This window comes from Neobacillus niacini, assembly GCF_030817595.1.
Classification (GTDB): domain Bacteria; phylum Bacillota; class Bacilli; order Bacillales; family Cytobacillaceae; genus Neobacillus; species Neobacillus niacini_G.
This window is the reverse complement of record NZ_JAUSZN010000001.1, coordinates 3,261,535-3,280,900: the sequence shown is the minus strand read 5'-3', so window position 1 is coordinate 3,280,900 and position 19,366 is coordinate 3,261,535. Positions and strand designations below refer to the sequence as shown.

Here is a 19,366-nt window from a genome sequence, read left to right as displayed (position 1 = left end):
ACGACTAAGGGGGTGTTTTTTCCTGTCTCATATTATTGGGTCACTCTATAGTTCGGGCTGAGCTTTTTATATTTTCACAGTAAAGGGTGTAGAATAGAGTAAAGATTATATTAGAATTTCCATGGAAAGGAGAAAATATGGTTGAAAAATACAGTTTAGAGATTTTGAATAGACCGGATTTATTTTATCAACTGATTAATAACATGACTGATTTAGTCTTTTTAACAAAAGTACATCGTGATAAATCATTAAGCTATGTTATTTTAAATAAGCCCGCTAAAGACCTTTACGGTTTAACAAATGAATCCTTTGGCAAACCGATAAAGGAGGTTCTTCCAACAAATACTTACCATATTGTCAAAAGCAAATACGAAGAAGCAATGGAGAAAAAAAAGCCGATTAAATACGAAGATATGGTTACTGTTTCTCACCCGTCTCAAAACAGTATTAAAGAAGTAATTTATTGGGAGTCGACGATAACGCCTGTATTTAATCAAGAGGGTGAGTGTACCCATTTGTTAGCCATTGTTCGTAATCTAACAGAACAAAGAGAGAAAGAAATTGAAATACAAAGAATAAAAGACCGTTTTGAGCTCGTTTGGAATAGCGTGGCGGATGCGATGTTTACATTTGATAAAAATCAAAATATTGTATCTGTAAATAAAGCATTTGAAAAAATAATAGGCTGGACAGCAGAAGAGTTTGCGAAGGATAAGTCCATTAGATTTATCCCTGAAGAGGAAAAAGAAAACCTAAGTAAAATCATTGAACGAGTAAAAAATGGCGAGACAGTGAAAACTCATGAAGTAAAACGAATAACAAAAAATGGCGAAATCATTTATTTTCTAGGCTCGTTTTCTCCTCTTTATGATCAAAATGGTGATTGGGACGGCGGTGTCGTTACATATAAAGACATCACGGAAAGAAAGAAATATGAAGATATGTTAAAAGAGTTAGCTCTTCATGACCCATTAACCGGTCTTCCTAATAGAACGTACTTTTCACAATGTCTAAAAATAGAGATGGAAAAAGCAAAACAAACGAAACATTTGCTTTCTGTATTTGTTCTTGATATTGATCACTTTAAGGAAATTAATGATACTTATGGACATGACATTGGTGATGAGGTGTTAAAGGAATTTGCCATGCGCGTTAAAGGAGCGATAAGAAAAAATGATTTCCTTGCTAGAATTGGAGGAGACGAATTTGTCATTCTAATACCCGAGTTGACAGAAAAAACAAATGTGATAGAAATAGCTGATAGAATCCAACAATCTCTCCGTAATGAATGGATTATTGCCAATGAAAAAATCAAAATCACTTCAAGTATTGGCATTTCATTTTACAATCAAGTGGACTTAGAAGAAAAAACACTATTTAAAAACGCTGATCTTGCTCTATATGAAGCAAAGAAAAATGGAAGAAATAATTATCAAATCTATAAAAAACAAGAAACCAGCCTATTATAAATTGGCCGGTTTCTTGTTTTTTATGGATGTTTACTGGAAATTTTTATATAGTGCCTTGGCATACTAAACGAGACAAAGTGTAAAGGAGTTTAGCATATGAACTTTTATCCATATGAAGAAGATTCACTGCTTTTTCAAGAAAATCAGCACGAAATGTATTCATCGTGTTAGTGATTGTATTTTTTTCAGTTTATATTGGATCAGAACAATTTGGATATTTCGATATGGGCTTATACGGATATTTATGGGCAACAGTTTTATGCTTTGTTCTATTAACAATAAGAATCACTTCCTGGACACTAAGGCCGTCAACGAGAAGGCTGTGGAAGCAGGGAATTAAGATGATGTTTAGTGCCAAGGGGTCTCTTTTTGAAGGAAGTTATGGCATGCATATAAATTGTATATTCATACATCGAATGATGAAAGCGTTTCCAAAAATAATAGCGAAAAAATTAAATGAAAACTGAAAATTGGGCAATTTTTTTGTTGAATAATTATTACTAAATATGTATAATGATACATTATGTAGGAGACTTAGGAGTTGGAATAAATGAGAGCTGCGATAATTGGTGGAACAGGATATGGAGCAATTGAGTTAATAAGGCTTATAAACAATCACCCATATTTAGAGGTTGGTTCGGTTGTTTCCAACTCTCAAGCGGGTAACAACTTTAGCGAATCCTATCCGCACCTAACTGATATTATTAATCAACCACTTGAAAGCTTTGATGTAAATAGATTATCCGAACAAAATGAACTCGTGTTTCTTGCTACTCCATCAGGCGTCAGTAGTAAACTGGTTCCACAATTGATGGATAAGGGAATAAAAGTGATCGACCTCTCAGGAGATTTCCGGCTCAGGTCGCAAAATGAATATGAAACATGGTATAAGCATTCAGCTCCTGAGGAGAAATACTTGAGCCAGGCAGTTTATGGATTAAGTGAGATTTATGCAGAAGAAATTAAAGGTGCAGCACTAATTGCTAATCCGGGCTGCTACCCAACTGCAACCAGCCTCGGTTTGCTTCCAATCTTAAAAGCAAATCTGGCTGACTCAAAATCTATTATTATTGACGCTAAATCAGGAGTTTCCGGTGCAGGCAGGGGTCTTTCTTTAACCTCTCATTATGCAGAAATAAATGAAAATGTAAGAGCATATAAGCTTGGAGCTCATCAACATATACCTGAAATTGAACAAGTACTTAAAGATGAAATTGGCAGGATGGTCACCATTTCGTTTACAACACATTTGGTTCCAATGACAAGAGGAATCATGATAACAGCGTATGTTAATTTATTGGGAAAAATTTCAACGAGTGAAGTGAATGATTTATATAAACAGTTTTACGAAAATCATCCATTTGTCAGGATCAGGCCAGACGGAAGCTATCCGTCAACCAAAGAAGTTAGTGGCAGTAACTACTGCGATATTGGATTGCATGTTGACCCACGAACCAATCGGCTTACAATCGTTTCTGTAATCGACAATTTGGTTAAAGGCGCAGCAGGGCAAGCCATACAGAATGCAAACCTAATAAATGATTGGGATGTCAGGACAGGACTTAATAGCATACCAATGTATCCATAATGATAATTTACGAGTTACCTAGAATAAAGGGGGAATTAAATTGTTGCCAGCAGTTTCAAATAAAGATGTCGTTGTATTAGAAGAAGAAAGTGTTACCTTGCCAAAGGGCTTTAAAGCAGGTGGCATGCATTGTGGGATTAAAAGAAAACGTCTTGATCTTGGTTATATTGTGTCGGAAGTTCCAGCAACGGTAGCTGGCGTGTATACAACGAACATTTTTCAAGCGGCTCCCCTTTTAGTTACTCAAGAGAGTATTGCAAAAGAAAATAAAATCCAGGCTATCATCGTCAATTCCGGTAATGCCAACGCTTGTACCGGGGAACAGGGATTGTTAGACGCTTTTGAAATGCAAAAAGGATTTGCCAACGAGCTAGGAATCGAGGAACACCTTGTTGCAGTTACTTCTACAGGAGTTATTGGTGAACTTTTACCGATGGATAAGGTGAAAACAGGTATTAATCAAATTCTTCAAACCAAATATGCAACAGAAGAAAATTTCAAGAATGCAATCTTAACAACGGACACTTGTATCAAGCAGGTTGCCGTTCAAATGAAAATAGATGGTAAGACAGTCAGCATCGGAGGTGCAGCAAAAGGATCTGGGATGATTCATCCGAATATGGCGACCATGCTTGGTTTTGTCACAACAGATGCCAATATTGCCCATGAGGATTTACATGCAGCATTAAAAGATATAACAAATCAAACCTTCAATATGATCACAGTTGATGGAGATACAAGTACGAATGATATGGTTTTGGTTTTGGCAAACGGGCTAGCTGGTAACGAACAGCTAACAAAAGACCATCCAGATTGGGAGCTTTTCAAATCTGGCCTAAAGCTGGTAAGTGAAGAGCTTGCAAAGAAAATTGCCAGAGATGGTGAAGGGGCCACGAAGCTCGTTGAAGTTCAAGTAAACGGGGCTTATAGTCATGAAGCTGCAAGAGCAGTAGGAAAATCGATTATTTCTTCTAATCTCGTAAAAACCGCTATCTATGGCACTGATCCGAACTGGGGAAGAATTGTAACAGCCATCGGATACTCAGGAATACCTGTTGAGCCAAATGCATTGAAAGTGGCAATCGGTCCTTACAAGGTATTTGAAAATGGCTTACCTTGTCCATTCGTAGAAGAAGAAGTAAAAGAGTACTTAGAATTGGAAACAGTTAAAATTCTTGTTGAACTAAATCAAGGTGATGAAAGTGCAACGGCATGGGGCTGCGATTTAACTTATGATTATGTAAAAATCAACGCATCCTACCGCACGTAAGTGGAGGGACAAAGATGAACTATATAGTCATTAAGTGTGGCGGAAGTGTGTTAGAAAATCTGCCCAAATCCTTCTATGAAGATGTGATATCCCTTCATCAAAATGGAGAATGGACGCCGATTATTGTCCATGGCGGGGGACCACTTATCAATAAATTGTTAAAAAGCTTAAATGTAGAAACTACCTTTGTAAATGGATTAAGAGTAACCAATCACGAGGTATTAGATATTGTTGAAATGGTGCTAAGTGGAACAGTGAATAAACAAGTAGTACGGAACATCATTGAAGCAGGCGGAAGTTCATTCGGTGTAAGTGGAGTGGATGGATGTTTGTTAAAAGCCATTCCGACTTCAGATGTAACTTTAGGTTTTGTAGGCGAAGTGGTTGAAGTAAATACCGCCGTCATTGAAAGTATTGTATCCCAAGGACATATACCTGTTGTTTCACCAATAGGCATTGGTGCAGATGGGCAGCGATACAATATTAACGGTGATGTTGCCGCAAGTGCAGTGGCAAAGGCGCTTGGCGCAAATCTTTGCTTTATCAGTGATATACCTGGAATCTTAGTTGAAAATAATGGTGAAAAAGCGAAATTAGATAAGGTTACCAAAGCTGAAGTAGAAGAACTGATTGAGAATAAAACCATCTATGGCGGGATGATTCCAAAGGTCAAAGCAGCAATCGATGGATTAGTTCATAAGATACCGATGGTTGGTATTATCGATGGATTTGAAAAAAATAGCTTAGTAGAATATGTAGACGGTAAAAATATCGGAACAAAAATTGTTTTAGACGAGGAGATTGCCTAATGACCATTAATACTTCTGTTTCCCAAATTTCGCCGGTAATGGCAACCTATAGCCGCTTTCCCATTACGTTGGTAAAGGGGAAAGGAAGCTATGTATGGGATGATCAAGGGAAAAAATATTTAGATTTCACTTCAGGCATTGCAACTTGTAATTTAGGGCATGTGCCGGACGTGGTGAAAGAAAAGCTTGAAGAGCAGCTTCAAAATCTTTGGCATTGTTCTAACTTATATAACATTCCAAATCAGCAAGAACTTGCGGCTCTACTTACCGCTAATAGCTGTGGAGATCAGGTTTTCTTTTGCAACAGCGGAGCAGAAGCAAATGAGGCAGCAATCAAGCTGGCAAGAAGATACGGACAGAAAGTTAAAGGAACAGATTCCTTCGAAGTTATTACCTTTCAGCAATCCTTTCATGGCAGAACATTGGCAACATTATCGGCCACAGGTCAGGAAAAAATCCAACAGGGATTTGCTCCTTTAGTGAAAGGCTTTAGTTATCTGCCATTTAATGATATTGAAGCACTTGATCAACTAAAATCACTCGAGCCTGCAGCCATCTTATTGGAACTCGTCCAGGGTGAGGGTGGAGTCATTCCAGCTAATCAGGAATGGGTAAAGAAAATTGCAGAAATATGCGAGGAGAAAGATATCCTTCTAATGGTTGATGAAATTCAAACAGGGATTGGCAGGACCGGCACACTGTTTGCTTATCAACAATACGGTATAGAACCGGATGTTATTAGTGTAGCAAAAGGTCTTGGATCAGGTTTTCCGATTGGTGCGATTATTGCGAAAGAAAAAGCAGCGAAAGCATTTGAACCTGGTACACATGGAAGTACCTTTGGCGGCAATCCGCTGGCAACTGCAGCAGGGGTAGCAACGATATCCCATATTATTGATAGTAATCTATTGAAGCATGTTAATGAAATCTCGGTGTACTTTGATGAACAGTTAACTAAATTTAAAGAAAAGTACACTTTTATAGAAGATATTAGAGGAAAAGGTCTCTTAAAAGGGATTGTTGTCGGAAATAAGGCTCCTCAAATCGTTCAAAAAGCAATTGAAAATCAACTGTTAATTTTAACAGCGGGGCCAAATGTTGTTAGACTGCTTCCGCCATTAACGGTAACGAAAGAGGAAATCAACGAATTTATCGAAGCATTGGAAATAACTTTCCAAAGTATAGAGAAAGGCGAGTGAGTATTTTGGAAAAGGGTTATCTTACTTTGGAAACCGGAGAGGTTTTTGAAGGAATACTAATAGGTGCGAACAAGGATTCAATCGGAGAAGTTGTTTTTAATACAAGTATGACTGGATATCAGGAGATCATTACAGATCCGTCTTATGCAGGGCAACTCATTACGTTTTGCTATCCGATAATCGGAAACTATGGAATCAATGCAATGGACGATGAATGCATTTCCCCATCCTTAGCCGGAGTGGTTATTGGTGATTTATGTGAAACACCAAGTCATTACCAATCGATTAATAAGTTTTCTGAAAAATTACTGCAGGCCGGCGTTCCTGGGATTGCAGGCGTGGATACAAGATTACTTGTCAAAACGATTCGAAGCCGTGGGACAGTAAAAGGATATTTAAGTAAGTCCAAACAAGAAACTTTTACTGAAAACAAAACGATACCATTTTGGGTAGAGAAAGTCTCAACGAAAAAAATGCAATTTTTCAATAATGAAGGACCCCACGTTGTCCTGATCGATTTTGGTTATAAAAAGTCAATACTCAATGCACTGTTAGATGAAAACTGTTCGGTTACGATCGTCCCATTTAATACATCTTTTGAGAAGATTAAAGCCTTAAATCCGGACGGTGTGTTATTAAGCAACGGACCTGGCGATCCGATGGCGCTAAAACAATGGTTCCCAGAAATCAAAAAGATTACACAGCACTATCCAACTCTAGGTATCTGCCTAGGTCATCAATTAATTGCCCTTGCATATGGAGCGAAAACGGAAAAACTTGCCTACGGACACCGTGGCGGCAATCACCCCGTTAAAGAAATAGCAACAGGTAAAGTGAAAATTACTGCTCAGAACCATGGATATGTTGTGGTTGATGAAAGTATTGATACTCAGGTCTTCCAGGTCACCTACCGAAATGTTAATGATAAATCCATTGAAGGGTTAAAGCATCGCCGCTTTCCGATCCAAACCGTGCAATTTCACCCGGAAGCACATCCAGGACCAAGTGACACCCAATACATCCTTGAAAATTTTGTATACCAGATAAATTCCGTGGGAGATAAACGTTATGCCATTAAATAAAAACCTAGAAAAAGTATTAGTAATTGGATCAGGCCCCATTGTAATCGGGCAGGCAGCTGAATTTGATTATGCGGGAACACAAGCCTGTATCGCTCTTAAAGAAGAGGGAATACAGGTGGTATTAATCAATAGTAACCCAGCAACGATTATGACGGACGAAACTGTTGCCGATAAAGTGTATATAGAACCTTTAAATGTTGAAACCATTGAAAAAATTATTCAAAAAGAAAAGCCTGATGGAATTATTGGAACTTTAGGCGGTCAAACTGGTTTAAATCTAACGGTAGAACTCTATGAAAAAGGTATTCTTCATAAATACAATGTAGAGTTGTTAGGAACCTCTGTAGAATCGATAAAAAATGGCGAGGACCGTGATCGGTTCCGCAGTTTAATGATAAAGATTGAAGAACCTATCCCAGAATCTGCGATTATTCATACGTACGAAGAAGGTGTAACTTTCGTTAACGAGATAGGTTTCCCTGTTATTATCCGACCTGCATACACACTAGGCGGACACGGCGGCGGCTTTGCCCATAATGCGGAAGAGCTTGAAAATGTTCTAAAGAAAGGATTAGCAGCAAGCCCGATTCATCAGGTCCTAGTCGAAAGAAGTATTAAAGGCTGGAAGGAAATCGAATATGAGGTAATAAGGGACGCCAATGATACATGTATCATTGTTTGTAATATGGAAAATATGGACCCAGTAGGCGTTCATACCGGTGATTCTATTGTTGTTGCTCCATCACAAACATTAACCGATGTCCAATACCAAATGCTTCGAGATTCTTCTCTTAAAGTAATTAGAGAATTAGAGATTATTGGCGGCTGCAATATCCAGTTTGCTCTTAATCCAGAATCCAACCAATATTGTATTATCGAAGTAAATCCAAGGGTAAGCCGCTCATCTGCATTAGCGTCAAAGGCCACTGGTTATCCGATTGCAAGGATGGCAGCTAAATGTGCGGTTGGATATCATTTGGATGAGATTGTGAACCCAATAACAGGTAACACCTTTGCATCCTTTGAACCGGCAATTGATTATATTGTTGTGAAGCTTCCACGCTTTCCATTTGATAAATTTCCAGAGGCTGATCGTACATTAGGTACACAAATGAAAGCAACTGGTGAAGTAATGTCGATTGACCGAACCTTTGAAGGGGCACTAAATAAAGCAATTCGTTCGATGGAATTAAATATCTTTGGACTTTGCCTGGAATCAAACAAAAGCATAGATACAGAAGTCTTATTTGAAAAACTTGAAAGACCAAATGACCAAAGATTATTTATGATCGCAGAAGCATTCAGAAGAGGCATTTCTCTAGAAAAAATTAAGCAGTTAACCGAGATAGATTCATGGTTTTTAAACAAAATCAACTCCATTGTTGACTTAGAAGTGGAATTAGCTTCTTATGGATGGAATGATGTACCACTTTCTCTGTTAAAAACAGCGAAGCGTCATAATATTTCCGATAAGCTGCTTTCACAAATATACAGCATAGAGGAAAAGCAAATAAGAAGTAAATGGAAAGAACTTAACTGGAAGCCTGGCTACAAGATGGTTGATACGTGTTCTGCAGAATTTGATGCGGTAACCCCTTATTACTATTCAACATGGCTTGGAGCGGATGAGGTAGAGGTTACAAATACGAAGAAGATTCTCGTTCTTGGCTCAGGACCAATCCGAATTGGTCAAGGAATCGAATTTGATTACTGTTCGGTCCATGCAGCCAAAGCGATTAAAAAGATGGGTTATGAGGCAGTCGTAATCAATAATAATCCTGAGACAGTTAGTACAGATTATTCAGTAGCTGACAGCCTTTATTTTGAACCATTAACAGCTGAAGATGTACTTACAGTTATTGAAAAAGAGAAAGTGGAAGGTGTGTTAATTCAGTTTGGCGGGCAAACTGCGATAAATTTGGCTCATGACCTCGAAGAAGAAGGAGTAAAGATTCTAGGTACAAGTGTTAAAAGTGTCGATGCCTTCGAAGATCGTAAAGAATTTTATCAGTTACTTGAAAACTTAAACATTCCACATATTGTGGGTGAGACCGTTACACATAAAGATGAATTGCTGGCAGCTGCAGAAAGACTTGGTTATCCAGTATTGGTACGTCCATCCTATGTCATTGGCGGGCAATCGATGTTTACTATTTTTACAGAAGAAGAGCTAAACTATTATATCCAGCAGCTTGAGGAAAACTCCTCACAGGAAAAAATGTGGCCGTTATTAGTAGACCGATATATTCCTGGATTAGAATGTGAAGTGGATGTCATTAGTGATGGACAGAATGTCATTGTTCCAGGAATCTTTGAACATATCGAAAGAGCGGGCGTACATTCTGGGGATAGTATTAGTGTTTTCCCACCAATCTCATTAGCGGAAGGGATTAAAGAAACATTAATTGATTATGCTGAAAAAATTGCTAAATCGGCTCCAATCGTCGGCATCATGAATATCCAATTTGTTATTTATCAGGACCAAGTCCTTGTATTAGAAGTGAATCCACGTTCGTCACGTACGGTTCCAATTATGAGCAAGGTTACAGGCGTTCCAATGATTGAATGGGCGGTAATGGCTCAATTAGGAGTTTCCTTGAGTTCTCTATCGAATGAAAATGGTTTATTAGCAGAACCAAATTATTACTCGGTTAAGGCACCTGTATTTTCAAGAAGCAAACTAAAGGGAGTCGACCACGTTTTAGGACCGGAAATGAAATCAACAGGTGAAGTGTTAGGTTTAGGAGCAACCTTCCATGAAGCGCTAGAAAAAGCTTTCCCTTTATCAAGTGATGAAACAGAAAAATATTTATTCTGTTCCATATCCGATCGGGAAAAACAAGCCAGCCTTCCAATTCTACAGCAGTTTGTTAATGAAAATTACAAGCTAACTGCAACAGAAGGGACAGCACGATTCCTTCAAGAAAAGGGCTTTAAAATTGAAAATGTTATTAAAGACAACGAAGATGTAAATGAACTTTTCAAAAACAATACCATTCAAGCAGTCATTAATATACCAAACCAAGGAAGAAATAAAATAAAATTTGGTTTTTACATTCGTGAACAAGCAACCCGCTACAATGTACCGGTATTTACTCATTTAGATACAGTGGAAGCAATGGTCAGCCTTCAGGCTCAAACGATTACTCAATCAGAGGTACGTACAGTAACGGAATATTACAATATCAAAGAGAGCGGTGTGGAACATGTCAAATGTGATTAACTGGAACGCAAAGGGTGTGTCACAACAGCCACAATTAAAAGGCAAGGATTTCTTATCCTTGTCCGATTTTCATACAGATGAGATTCTTTACCTTTTAGAGGAAGCAAAGGAACTGAAAAGCCTTCAAAAACAAGGAAAACCACATCCTTATTTGAGCGGAAAGGTTCTAGGGATGATATTTGAAAAATCTTCAACTCGTACTAGAGTTTCCTTTGAGGTAGGGATGCTCCAATTAGGAGGGCATGCGATCTTCCTAAGTTCGAAGGATATTCAGCTGGGTAGAGGAGAAAGTATTTCAGATACAGCAAAAGTTTTATCTCGTTATATCGATTGCATGATGATTAGGACGTTTTCACACGACTCTGTTAAGGAACTGGCAGAGCATGCGACCGTTCCGGTAATTAACGGTCTAACTGATTTGCATCATCCAACTCAAGTGATGGCGGACCTATTAACGATTCAAGAACACAAAGGGAAATTAGCCGGATTAAAGATGTGCTATTTAGGAGACGGAAACAATAATATGGCTCATTCATTAATGGAAGGTGCAGCAAAGGTTGGAATGCATATCAGCATTGCAAGCCCCCCTGGATATTTACCTGATGGTCTAATAACTGAGAGGGCGATTGAGGCCGGCAAATTAACTGGAAGCAAAATTACAATTACACATAATCCAAAAGAAGCTATCAAGGATGCCGATATTGTCGTCACAGATGTTTGGACTAGTATGGGTCAAGAGGCAGAAACGGAAAAAAGATTAAAAGATTTAGCAGACTATCAAGTAAATGCTGAATTATGTCAAAATGCGAAAAAGGATTATATCTTTTTACACTGTTTACCAGCACACCGTGGAGAAGAGGTTACGGCAGAAATTATTGATGGTCCACATTCGGTAGTGTTTGATGAAGCAGAGAATAGACTTCATGCTCAAAAAGCAATTTTAAAACTTTTGCTAGAATAGTAGATTTTTTTGATTTTTAGTGTATAATAATTCTATTGATTGAATATTAATTCACATAAATGCGAGGAGAATATATAAATGGCTAAGGAAAAAATTGTTTTAGCGTATTCAGGAGGATTAGATACTTCCGTTTCAGTGAAATGGATTCAGGAGAAATATGGTTATGATGTTATTGCATTAGGTCTAGATGTTGGTGAGGGTAAGGATCTAGAGGCAATTAAACAAAAGGCATTGAATGTAGGTGCTGTCAAAGCTTACATGATTGATGCGAAAGAATTGTTAGCAAAAGAATATATTTTACCAGCTTTAAAGGCTAATTGTTTATATGAAGGGAAATACCCGCTATCATCTGCACTTTCACGTCCGTTAATTTCAAAATTATTAGTAGAAGTAGCGGAAAAAGAAGGAGCTACAGCTGTAGCACATGGCTGTACTGGTAAAGGAAATGACCAGGTTCGTTTCGAAGTCTCCATTCAAGCATTAAACCCAAGCTTAAAGGTTGTGGCTCCTGTTCGTGAATGGGGCATGACTCGTGACGAAGAAATTGAGTATGCACAGGCCAATGGTATTCCAATCCCAGTAAATTTAGACAATCCATTCTCGATTGATGCGAATATCTGGGGACGTGCTTGTGAGGCTGGTGTTCTTGAGGATCCTTGGGCAGAAGCACCGGAAGCTGCATTTGATTGGACTGCACCAATTGAATTAACACCAGATCAAGCTGAATATATTGAAATTGAATTCGAGCAAGGTGTTCCTGTTGCATTGAATGGTGAGAAGCTGCCATTGGTGCAATTAATCGAAACTTTGAACGAGCTTGGCGGCAAACATGGGGTTGGTCGTATTGATCATATTGAAAATCGTCTTGTTGGAATTAAATCCAGAGAAGTTTATGAAAATCCAGCTGCGTTAATATTAATTAATGCTCACAAAGAATTAGAATTCTTAACCCTAACACGTGAAGTAACACAGTTCAAAACCCAAGTAGAGCAGCAAATGACAAAAATCATCTACGAAGGACTTTGGTACTCACCAATTAAGCCAGCTCTTGATGCCTTTATTGATGAAACGCAAAAGGTAGTTACTGGGACGATTCGAGTGAAACTCCATAAAGGAAACCATACAGTTGTAGGTCGTAAGTCGCCAAACAGTCTTTATAATGAAGAATTGGCAACTTATTCAAAAGGGGACGCTTTCGACCATAATGCGGCTGTGGGATTCATCAAAATTTGGGGACTGCCTACAAAGGTAAATGCTGAAGTAAATAATAAAGAAAAGATAATGAAATAATAATCCAGGTGCCCTCGAAACCTTTTCGAGGGCAAACTTGTTAGTTTTGAGGAGGGGCAAACAATGTCCAAATTATGGGGCGGACGTTTTACGAAAGAAACCAATAAGTTAGTGGAAGAATTTACGGCTTCCATTTCCTTTGATCAAAAGCTTGCCAAAGAGGATATTGCCGGCAGCATGGCACATGTTCAGATGTTAGGTGAATGCGGCATTATTCCGCTTGAGGACGCGGAAAAAATAAAAGCTGGCCTGCTAGAAATCAAAAAGATGGTTGACAATAACGAAGTTGAGTTTTTAGTGGCAGATGAAGATATCCATATGAATATTGAAAAATTATTGATAGAAAAAATCGGTCCTGTTGGCGGTAAGCTTCATACTGGCCGTAGTCGAAATGACCAAGTTGCAACAGATATGCATCTTTACTTACGAACAAAGACCACGGAATTGATTAAACTGCTTGAGGATGTTCAAGGTTCACTGCTTGTTCAGGCAAAAGAGAATGTTAACACGTTAATTCCAGGCTATACTCATCTCCAGCGTGCTCAGCCGGTCTCATTTGCTCATCATTTGATGGCGTACTTCTGGATGTTTGAACGTGATAAAGAGAGACTGATTGATAGCTTAAAGCGTGTCAATTGGTTGCCACTTGGTTCTGGTGCATTGGCAGGGACTACATTCCCTATTAATCGTGAACGTGTGGCAGAGATACTTGGGTTTGAAACGGTTTATCCGAACAGCATGGATGCCGTGAGTGACAGGGATTTTATATTAGAATTCCTTTCAATTGGTTCCATTATTATGACTCATATTTCAAGATTATCTGAAGAGCTTGTGATTTGGTCAAGCCAAGAGTTTCAATTTGTAGAACTCGATGACTCTTTTTGTACAGGGTCCAGCATTATGCCGCAAAAGAAGAACCCAGATGTTCCTGAGCTGTTAAGAGGAAAAACGGGTCGTACTTTTGGTAATTTGATTGGTTTACTGACAGTTCTAAAGGGATTACCATTAGCTTACAATAAGGATTTACAAGAAGATAAAGAGGGAATGTTCGATACTGTTGAGACATTGGAAGGCTCACTAATGTTACTAGCGCCAATGATTGAAACAATGACGGTTAATAAAGATATTATGAGAAAAGCGATTAATAATGATTTTTCTAACGCTACCGATATTGCCGACTACTTGGTAAGAAAAGGCCTGCCTTTTAGAGAAGCACATGAAGTCATTGGAAAGATTGTTTTATATGCGATTCAAAACCAAAAATTCTTACTTGATTTAAGCTTTGAAGAATACCAAGAGTTCAATTCCTTATTTGAAGAGGATATTTATGAGGTCCTATCACCAGAGCATGTTGTGGCCGTTCGAAATAGCTTCGGTGGGACATCTCCTGAACAGGTGATTAAACAAATCGAGCTTGGCGAAGGAAAACTAGGTAAATAAGCGAAAACCACCGAAGGGTGGTTTTTTATTTGTATTAATATCCAAAATAGTAGATAATTTCCTCATATCATTTTTTTAAAAGGAGGAAGAACGATGAAATTACGTGTCTCAGTTGTACAGTATCATTTACATACAATTCAGTCCTTTGAAGAATTTGCCGCACAATGCGAGCATTATATAAAAACGGCGGAGGAATTTGGAGCCGAGTTTGTTCTTTTCCCTGAATTCTTCACCACACAGCTATTATCAATTGGAGATGGGCAAGGGAAGAGTCTGACAATCAACGACCTACCTGGATTCACAGACCAATACCGAGAATTATTCACGAATTTTGCCAAACAAACCAACATGCACATCATTGCCGGTACACATGTTATAGAAAAGGGCGGCAAGCTTTATAATACGGCTCATTTATTTTATCCTGACGGAAGAATTGGCGAGCAGGCCAAGCTTCATATTACCCCTACGGAAGTAAACGAATGGAACATGGAGAAAGGTGACAGCTTTCAAATCTTTGAAACAGAAAAAGGGAAAATTGCCCTGCTCACCTGCTATGACATTGAGTTCCCTGAAATTGTCCGCATGGCAAAAGCAAAAGGTGCCGACGTGATCTTTTGTCCTTCTTGTACCGATGACCGCCACGGCTTCCACCGTGTACGCTATACAAGTCATGCACGTGCTGTTGAAAATCAGGTATATGTGGTTTTAACCGGAACAGTCGGTGCCTTGCCAACCGTTGATTTCATGCGTGCTAATTTCGGGCAAGCGGTTATTATTACACCAAATGATATCCCGTTCCCGCCAAAAGGTATTCTCGTGCAAGGGGAAGTGAACAACGATACGGTTGTCACAGCTGACCTTGATCTGGAGTTATTATATGAAGTAAGAGAGCGAGGATCCGTTACTACGTGGCGTGACCGGAGAACAGATTTATATCCGGATTGGGAAAAATAATTGAAGGGTGGAATGGCCTTGTATCGGAGTGAATTCTACGTATTTGACCAAGATAAGCCAGTTCCTGTGACTATTCGCAATTACACTCAAGACGATTTTGACGAACTTATTCAAATACAGTCTGAATGCTTTCCACCTCCATTTCCTTCAGACCTATGGTGGAATAAAGAACAATTATCGAACCATGTGATGAGATTTAAAGAGGGAGCTATATGTATTGAAGTCGATGGAATATTAGCGGGCTCCCTTACAGGGCTTTGTGTCGATTTTGATCCTAACAATATGGAGCATACTTGGGAAGAAATCACGGATCATGGATACATTAAAAATCATAATCCTAGTGGTAATACACTCTATATTGTAGATATTAGTGTTCGTCCAAAGTTTCGAAAACTTGGTCTTGGTAAACTGATGATGCAAGCTATGTATCATGTGGTGATCCAGAAAAAACTAGTGCGATTGCTTGGTGGTGGCAGAATGCCGGGTTATCATAAAGTAGCTGACACCATGACACCGGAGCAGTATATAAATAAGCTACTAAAAGGGGATTTAAAGGACCCTGTTATTACTTTTTTGCTTCGCTGCGGTCGGATTCCGATTGGCATTGTAGAAAATTATCTGGACGATGAAGAATCATATAATTATGCTGCATTAATGGAATGGAAAAATCCATTTAATTCAATACAGGGAGAGTGTTAAGAATGGAATATAAACGAATTACTAGTATTGAAGATCCAAACTTTAAAAAACTGCATGATTTAATGGGAGAAATATTTCCGCCGGAGGAAGTCTTAGAGTATGACTTATGGAAGGAGCCTTTGGAGGATCCAGGTATTCGCGTGTTTGTTGCTGTTAATGTCGAGGAGGTTGTAGGGGCAACCGAATATCGTTATTATCCAGATTGGAATATTGCGATGACAGATTTCACAATCATTAGCAGGCCTGGTCTTAGCCTAGGGAGATTCTTAGCACAGAACCGCTTAAAGGATTTACAAAAACTAGCTGCTGATAATGGAAAAGAGCTTTTCGGTATGTTTGCCGAAATTTATGATCCATATCGAGTAGGACACGAGTTTGGTGGCGTTAAGGTGATGGACCCTTATGTGCGTCGTGAGGTTCTTTCACATTTAGGTTATAAAAGAATTGATTTAGCGTATGTACATCCATCATGGGAAAATAATGGTGAGGCTGTAAAAGGACTCGATTTTTGCTTTATGCCAATGGACGATGAGCTAGACTCTATTCCTGCGTCCCTTGTGGCTGATTTTCTAACCACCTATTACTCCATTCTTTCAAATAAACCGCAAGAATGGCTGGATATGGTCGCGGACTTAAGAAAGAAAGAGACCATTTCATTATTGCCGCTTTAATAAAAGTGGGTTTCTAATATAAACAACTTATAAAGTTCACATACTATTCATATTTCTACTGTTAATATGTTAAAAAACTGTGAAAACCATTGTTATTGCTATTGAAGGGGAGTATATTGAAGTTGTAAAGGAGATCGTGATTCGATTCACAATCACCTAGTATGAGTTTTACCCGGGTCCTATTGCCGGATAATGGCATTAATCTCTCTATAGGGTTCGATGATTTAATCAATTTTTCCCCCTAATAAATTGTTTAAAGAAGCAGGAGTAATCCTGCTTCTCTTTTTTTGCAGCAAAAATGCACTGCCAATTTCTTAAAAGGGTTATTTGTTTTTTCTACGCTTCACGCGCTGGTTGGCTGCATTTGCTCGTGCCATTGCTTCAAGGTCTGCATGATCAGCAAATTCAGCGGAATATTCCACATCATAACCATCTGATTTCATGTTTTTAGGAACCTGTGGAAGTGATGCTTTGTTTTTATCACGAGTTTTATGTCCCTGCGCACGACCCATTAGAAAAACCCCTTTCAATGTTAGCTATTAAGGAACCTAAGAAGTTCCCTCTATTAGCATGTACCATTAGAAAGGGGTCCATTAATGGAAAATATTAAAGTTTTGTCTTGCTGTCGTTAAAGCCGCCAGCACGGTCTGCTAATTTAAAGTCACGCTGATACAGTACCTCTTGTGTACTTGTTAAGCTGTATTTCCCTCTGCCCATATCCTTTTTCTTTTTTCCTGCCATTTTGCTCATTCCTTTCAACATTTTTGTTAATCGTTAGGCTGTGTAAATGGGCCTGTTGATTTCCGCTCCAGGCACTTCGCGCACCTTAGGGCGTGCCGGGGAGCCTCCTCGGCGCTTAAGCGCCTGTGGGGTCTCCCCAGCCCCGTACTCCCGCAGGACATTGATTTTACTTCCTTGAGTCCGCCCACGCACGAAGAAAATGCGATAGCATTTTCGAGGAGTCTTCGTGCCTTCCGCTCCAATCAACAGGGTGCAAAATCAAGAATTAGCTTTAGCACAGCCAATTGTTAAAAAGCTTATGGAAAAAATTAAGCACATTCTCCATTTTTACCTTTTCAGAATGGAATGATACTCAAATGTTAAAAAAATATGGTAAAGTAAGGGTGAGGTGACGGATATGGCTGTTATTACAAAAATCACCACGCAGCAGAAAAATAAAGATCGCTTTAATATTTTTATGGATTCTGGAAAAGGCGAAGAATATGCTTTTAGTGTCGACAGTGATGTTCTCGTAAGGTTTCATTTAAAAAAGGGGTTAGAAATCGATGAGTTTTCCATCCAGGAGATACAGTATCAAGATGACATCCGGAAGGCATATAATTTAGCGGTTAATTATTTGGCCAGACGAATGAGATCTGAAAAAGAAATAAAGGATTATCTAACACAAAAGGAAGTTGAAGAACCGATCATTAATGAAGTTCGACATAAATTGGCTTCTCAAAAATATATTAATGATGAAGAATATGCATTTTCCTTTGTACGAACTCAAATGAATACGACAGATAAAGGCCCAGACGTAATCACTATGGAGTTAAAAGAAAGAGGAATTAACGAGGCTATTATTAAACAGGCAATTGCCGAGTACCCTAAAGAGAATCAAGTTGAAAACGCCATTAAGATATCCGAAAAGTTAATCAAAAAAAGTTCAAAGGATTCGGAGCGGATTGTTAAGCTAAAAGCGGAACAGTTGCTGTTAAGGAAGGGCTATCCTTTTGATGTCATTCATATAGCACTAAATGAAGCGGAAACGGAAAAGGAACAAGATGAGGAAATGGAAGCCATTAGATTTCAGGGCGAAAAGGCTCATCGAAAATATAGTAAATATAGTGGTTTTGAATATGAACAAAAGATGAAACAAGCTTTATTTCGTAAAGGATTTTCAATGGAATTAATTGAAGATTATCTAGGAGAAGTCGAAAAATCATGACGCCGTTCGTCATGATTTTTTACTTTCAATGATAATCTCATCCTGGTCGATTTGCTCAATAATCATCTTCGCTACCTCTTTAGCTGAACGAAAGCGTGAAGTGTCCGTTACGTGATTGCTTCCTACCCAAAAGGGAGTATCCATGCCGCCATATATACGGCTTTAATATTAATCGGGCTATTCTCATATTCCTTTTGCAGACTCTCAGTAAAGCCTCTGACAGCAAATTTACTTGCAGCGTAAACTGCTTCATTGACTTTCCCTCTTAATCCCGCAGTTGAAATGATATTTATCAGCAGACCTTCACCCAATTCTTGAAGGAAAGGTAATACAGCTTTTGTCATTAAAATGGTACCAAGGACATTTGTGTCGAGCATTTCACTTATTTCTTGTTGTGTTATTTTACTAAAAGGGCCAAAATGTCCCACACCAGCGTTATTGACTAAACCAAAGATTTTGTAACTTTTGCTGAATTCTTCCATTTTTTTAAAAATATTAGATTCGTCTTGAACATTAAGTTCGACGTATTCAGCTGTACCTCCAGCATGTTCTATTTCAGCTTTAACTGCTGACAGCTTTTCAGCAGATCTTCCTGTTAATAAGACATCATAGCCTTGCTGCGAAAATAATAAGGATAATTCCTTCCCCAATCCAGAACCAGCGCCGGTAACAATAATCGTTTTCAATGAAATCTCTCCTTCATCCTTTATTAATTCAATAAAAATAACTATACTAAAATAAAGGAAAAAACGAAAACGGGAGT

Annotated in this window: 17 protein-coding genes; 14 read left to right on the top strand and 3 right to left on the bottom strand. The window is 38.6% G+C overall.

What is annotated here, in order from left to right; translation table 11 throughout:
* The first annotated feature begins 137 nt into the window (after positions 1 to 137).
* From QFZ31_RS15675 to QFZ31_RS15615, 13 genes are all read left to right on the top strand, one after another.
* Entirely contained in the window at positions 138 to 1,469 is a 1,332-nt protein-coding gene (locus QFZ31_RS15675; RefSeq protein WP_307304188.1) for a sensor domain-containing diguanylate cyclase, read from the top strand.
* A gap of 550 nt (positions 1,470 to 2,019) precedes the next feature.
* Entirely contained in the window at positions 2,020 to 3,057 is a 1,038-nt protein-coding gene (gene argC / locus QFZ31_RS15670; protein ID WP_307304185.1) for an N-acetyl-gamma-glutamyl-phosphate reductase, read from the top strand.
* Between the two features lie 43 nt (positions 3,058 to 3,100).
* Positions 3,101 to 4,327: a bifunctional ornithine acetyltransferase/N-acetylglutamate synthase gene (gene argJ / locus QFZ31_RS15665; RefSeq protein ID WP_307311596.1), complete on the top strand. Its 1,227-nt coding sequence runs from the start codon at positions 3,101 to 3,103 to the stop codon at positions 4,325 to 4,327.
* Positions 4,328 to 4,341: 14 nt separating this feature from the next.
* Positions 4,342 to 5,136 carry an acetylglutamate kinase gene (gene argB, locus QFZ31_RS15660; protein WP_307304182.1) on the top strand — a complete coding sequence of 265 codons (795 nt, stop codon included), beginning with the start codon at positions 4,342 to 4,344 and terminating at the stop codon, positions 5,134 to 5,136.
* Positions 5,136 to 6,335 carry an acetylornithine transaminase gene (locus QFZ31_RS15655; protein WP_307304179.1) on the top strand — a complete coding sequence of 400 codons (1,200 nt, stop codon included), beginning with the start codon at positions 5,136 to 5,138 and terminating at the stop codon, positions 6,333 to 6,335. The genes argB and QFZ31_RS15655 overlap by 1 nt, the downstream gene beginning before the upstream one ends.
* A 5-nt stretch (positions 6,336 to 6,340) precedes the next feature.
* Entirely contained in the window at positions 6,341 to 7,417 is a 1,077-nt protein-coding gene (locus QFZ31_RS15650; protein WP_307311594.1) for a carbamoyl phosphate synthase small subunit, read from the top strand.
* The gene (gene carB, locus QFZ31_RS15645) at positions 7,404 to 10,640 is read left to right on the top strand and encodes a carbamoyl-phosphate synthase (glutamine-hydrolyzing) large subunit (protein ID WP_307304177.1); all 3,237 of its coding nucleotides are present in this window, start codon (positions 7,404 to 7,406) and stop codon (positions 10,638 to 10,640) included. Before QFZ31_RS15650 ends, carB begins: the two co-directional genes overlap by 14 nt.
* Positions 10,624 to 11,601, top strand: coding sequence for an ornithine carbamoyltransferase (gene argF, locus QFZ31_RS15640; RefSeq protein WP_307304175.1), 978 nt, complete (start codon positions 10,624 to 10,626; stop codon positions 11,599 to 11,601). Before carB ends, argF begins: the two co-directional genes overlap by 17 nt.
* 78 nt (positions 11,602 to 11,679) lie before the next feature.
* Positions 11,680 to 12,891: an argininosuccinate synthase gene (locus QFZ31_RS15635; RefSeq protein WP_307304172.1), complete on the top strand. Its 1,212-nt coding sequence runs from the start codon at positions 11,680 to 11,682 to the stop codon at positions 12,889 to 12,891.
* A gap of 63 nt (positions 12,892 to 12,954) precedes the next feature.
* Positions 12,955 to 14,331, top strand: a complete 1,377-nt coding sequence (gene argH, locus QFZ31_RS15630; RefSeq protein WP_307304170.1) for an argininosuccinate lyase — start codon at positions 12,955 to 12,957, stop codon at positions 14,329 to 14,331.
* Positions 14,332 to 14,424: 93 nt separating this feature from the next.
* Positions 14,425 to 15,285 carry a carbon-nitrogen hydrolase family protein gene (locus QFZ31_RS15625; RefSeq protein WP_307304166.1) on the top strand — a complete coding sequence of 287 codons (861 nt, stop codon included), beginning with the start codon at positions 14,425 to 14,427 and terminating at the stop codon, positions 15,283 to 15,285.
* A gap of 12 nt (positions 15,286 to 15,297) precedes the next feature.
* Positions 15,298 to 15,984 (top strand): GNAT family N-acetyltransferase, encoded by a 687-nt coding sequence (locus tag QFZ31_RS15620; protein WP_307304164.1) that lies wholly within the window; start codon positions 15,298 to 15,300, stop codon positions 15,982 to 15,984.
* 2 nt (positions 15,985 to 15,986) lie between these two features.
* A complete protein-coding gene (locus tag QFZ31_RS15615; protein ID WP_307304162.1) occupies positions 15,987 to 16,655 on the top strand; it encodes a GNAT family N-acetyltransferase in 669 nt (222 codons plus the stop codon).
* A gap of 323 nt (positions 16,656 to 16,978) precedes the next feature.
* Here the strand turns inward: QFZ31_RS15615 and QFZ31_RS15610 are convergent, their stop codons facing one another.
* Together QFZ31_RS15610 and QFZ31_RS15605 are read right to left on the bottom strand one after the other, a co-directional pair.
* Positions 16,979 to 17,167 (bottom strand): YfhD family protein, encoded by a 189-nt coding sequence (locus QFZ31_RS15610; RefSeq protein WP_063254529.1) that lies wholly within the window; start codon positions 17,165 to 17,167, stop codon positions 16,979 to 16,981.
* A 94-nt stretch (positions 17,168 to 17,261) separates the two neighbouring features.
* Positions 17,262 to 17,396 carry a YfhE family protein gene (locus QFZ31_RS15605; protein ID WP_082799616.1) on the bottom strand — a complete coding sequence of 45 codons (135 nt, stop codon included), beginning with the start codon at positions 17,394 to 17,396 and terminating at the stop codon, positions 17,262 to 17,264.
* 397 nt (positions 17,397 to 17,793) lie between these two features.
* On the opposite strand from QFZ31_RS15605, the gene recX reads away from it, so the two are divergent.
* Positions 17,794 to 18,603: a recombination regulator RecX gene (gene recX, locus QFZ31_RS15600; RefSeq protein ID WP_307304159.1), complete on the top strand. Its 810-nt coding sequence runs from the start codon at positions 17,794 to 17,796 to the stop codon at positions 18,601 to 18,603.
* A 122-nt stretch (positions 18,604 to 18,725) separates the two neighbouring features.
* Here recX and QFZ31_RS15595 read toward each other — a convergent pair whose 3' ends face one another.
* Positions 18,726 to 19,289: an SDR family NAD(P)-dependent oxidoreductase gene (locus tag QFZ31_RS15595; RefSeq protein WP_307304156.1), complete on the bottom strand. Its 564-nt coding sequence runs from the start codon at positions 19,287 to 19,289 to the stop codon at positions 18,726 to 18,728.
* Positions 19,290 to 19,366: the final 77 nt, after the last annotated feature.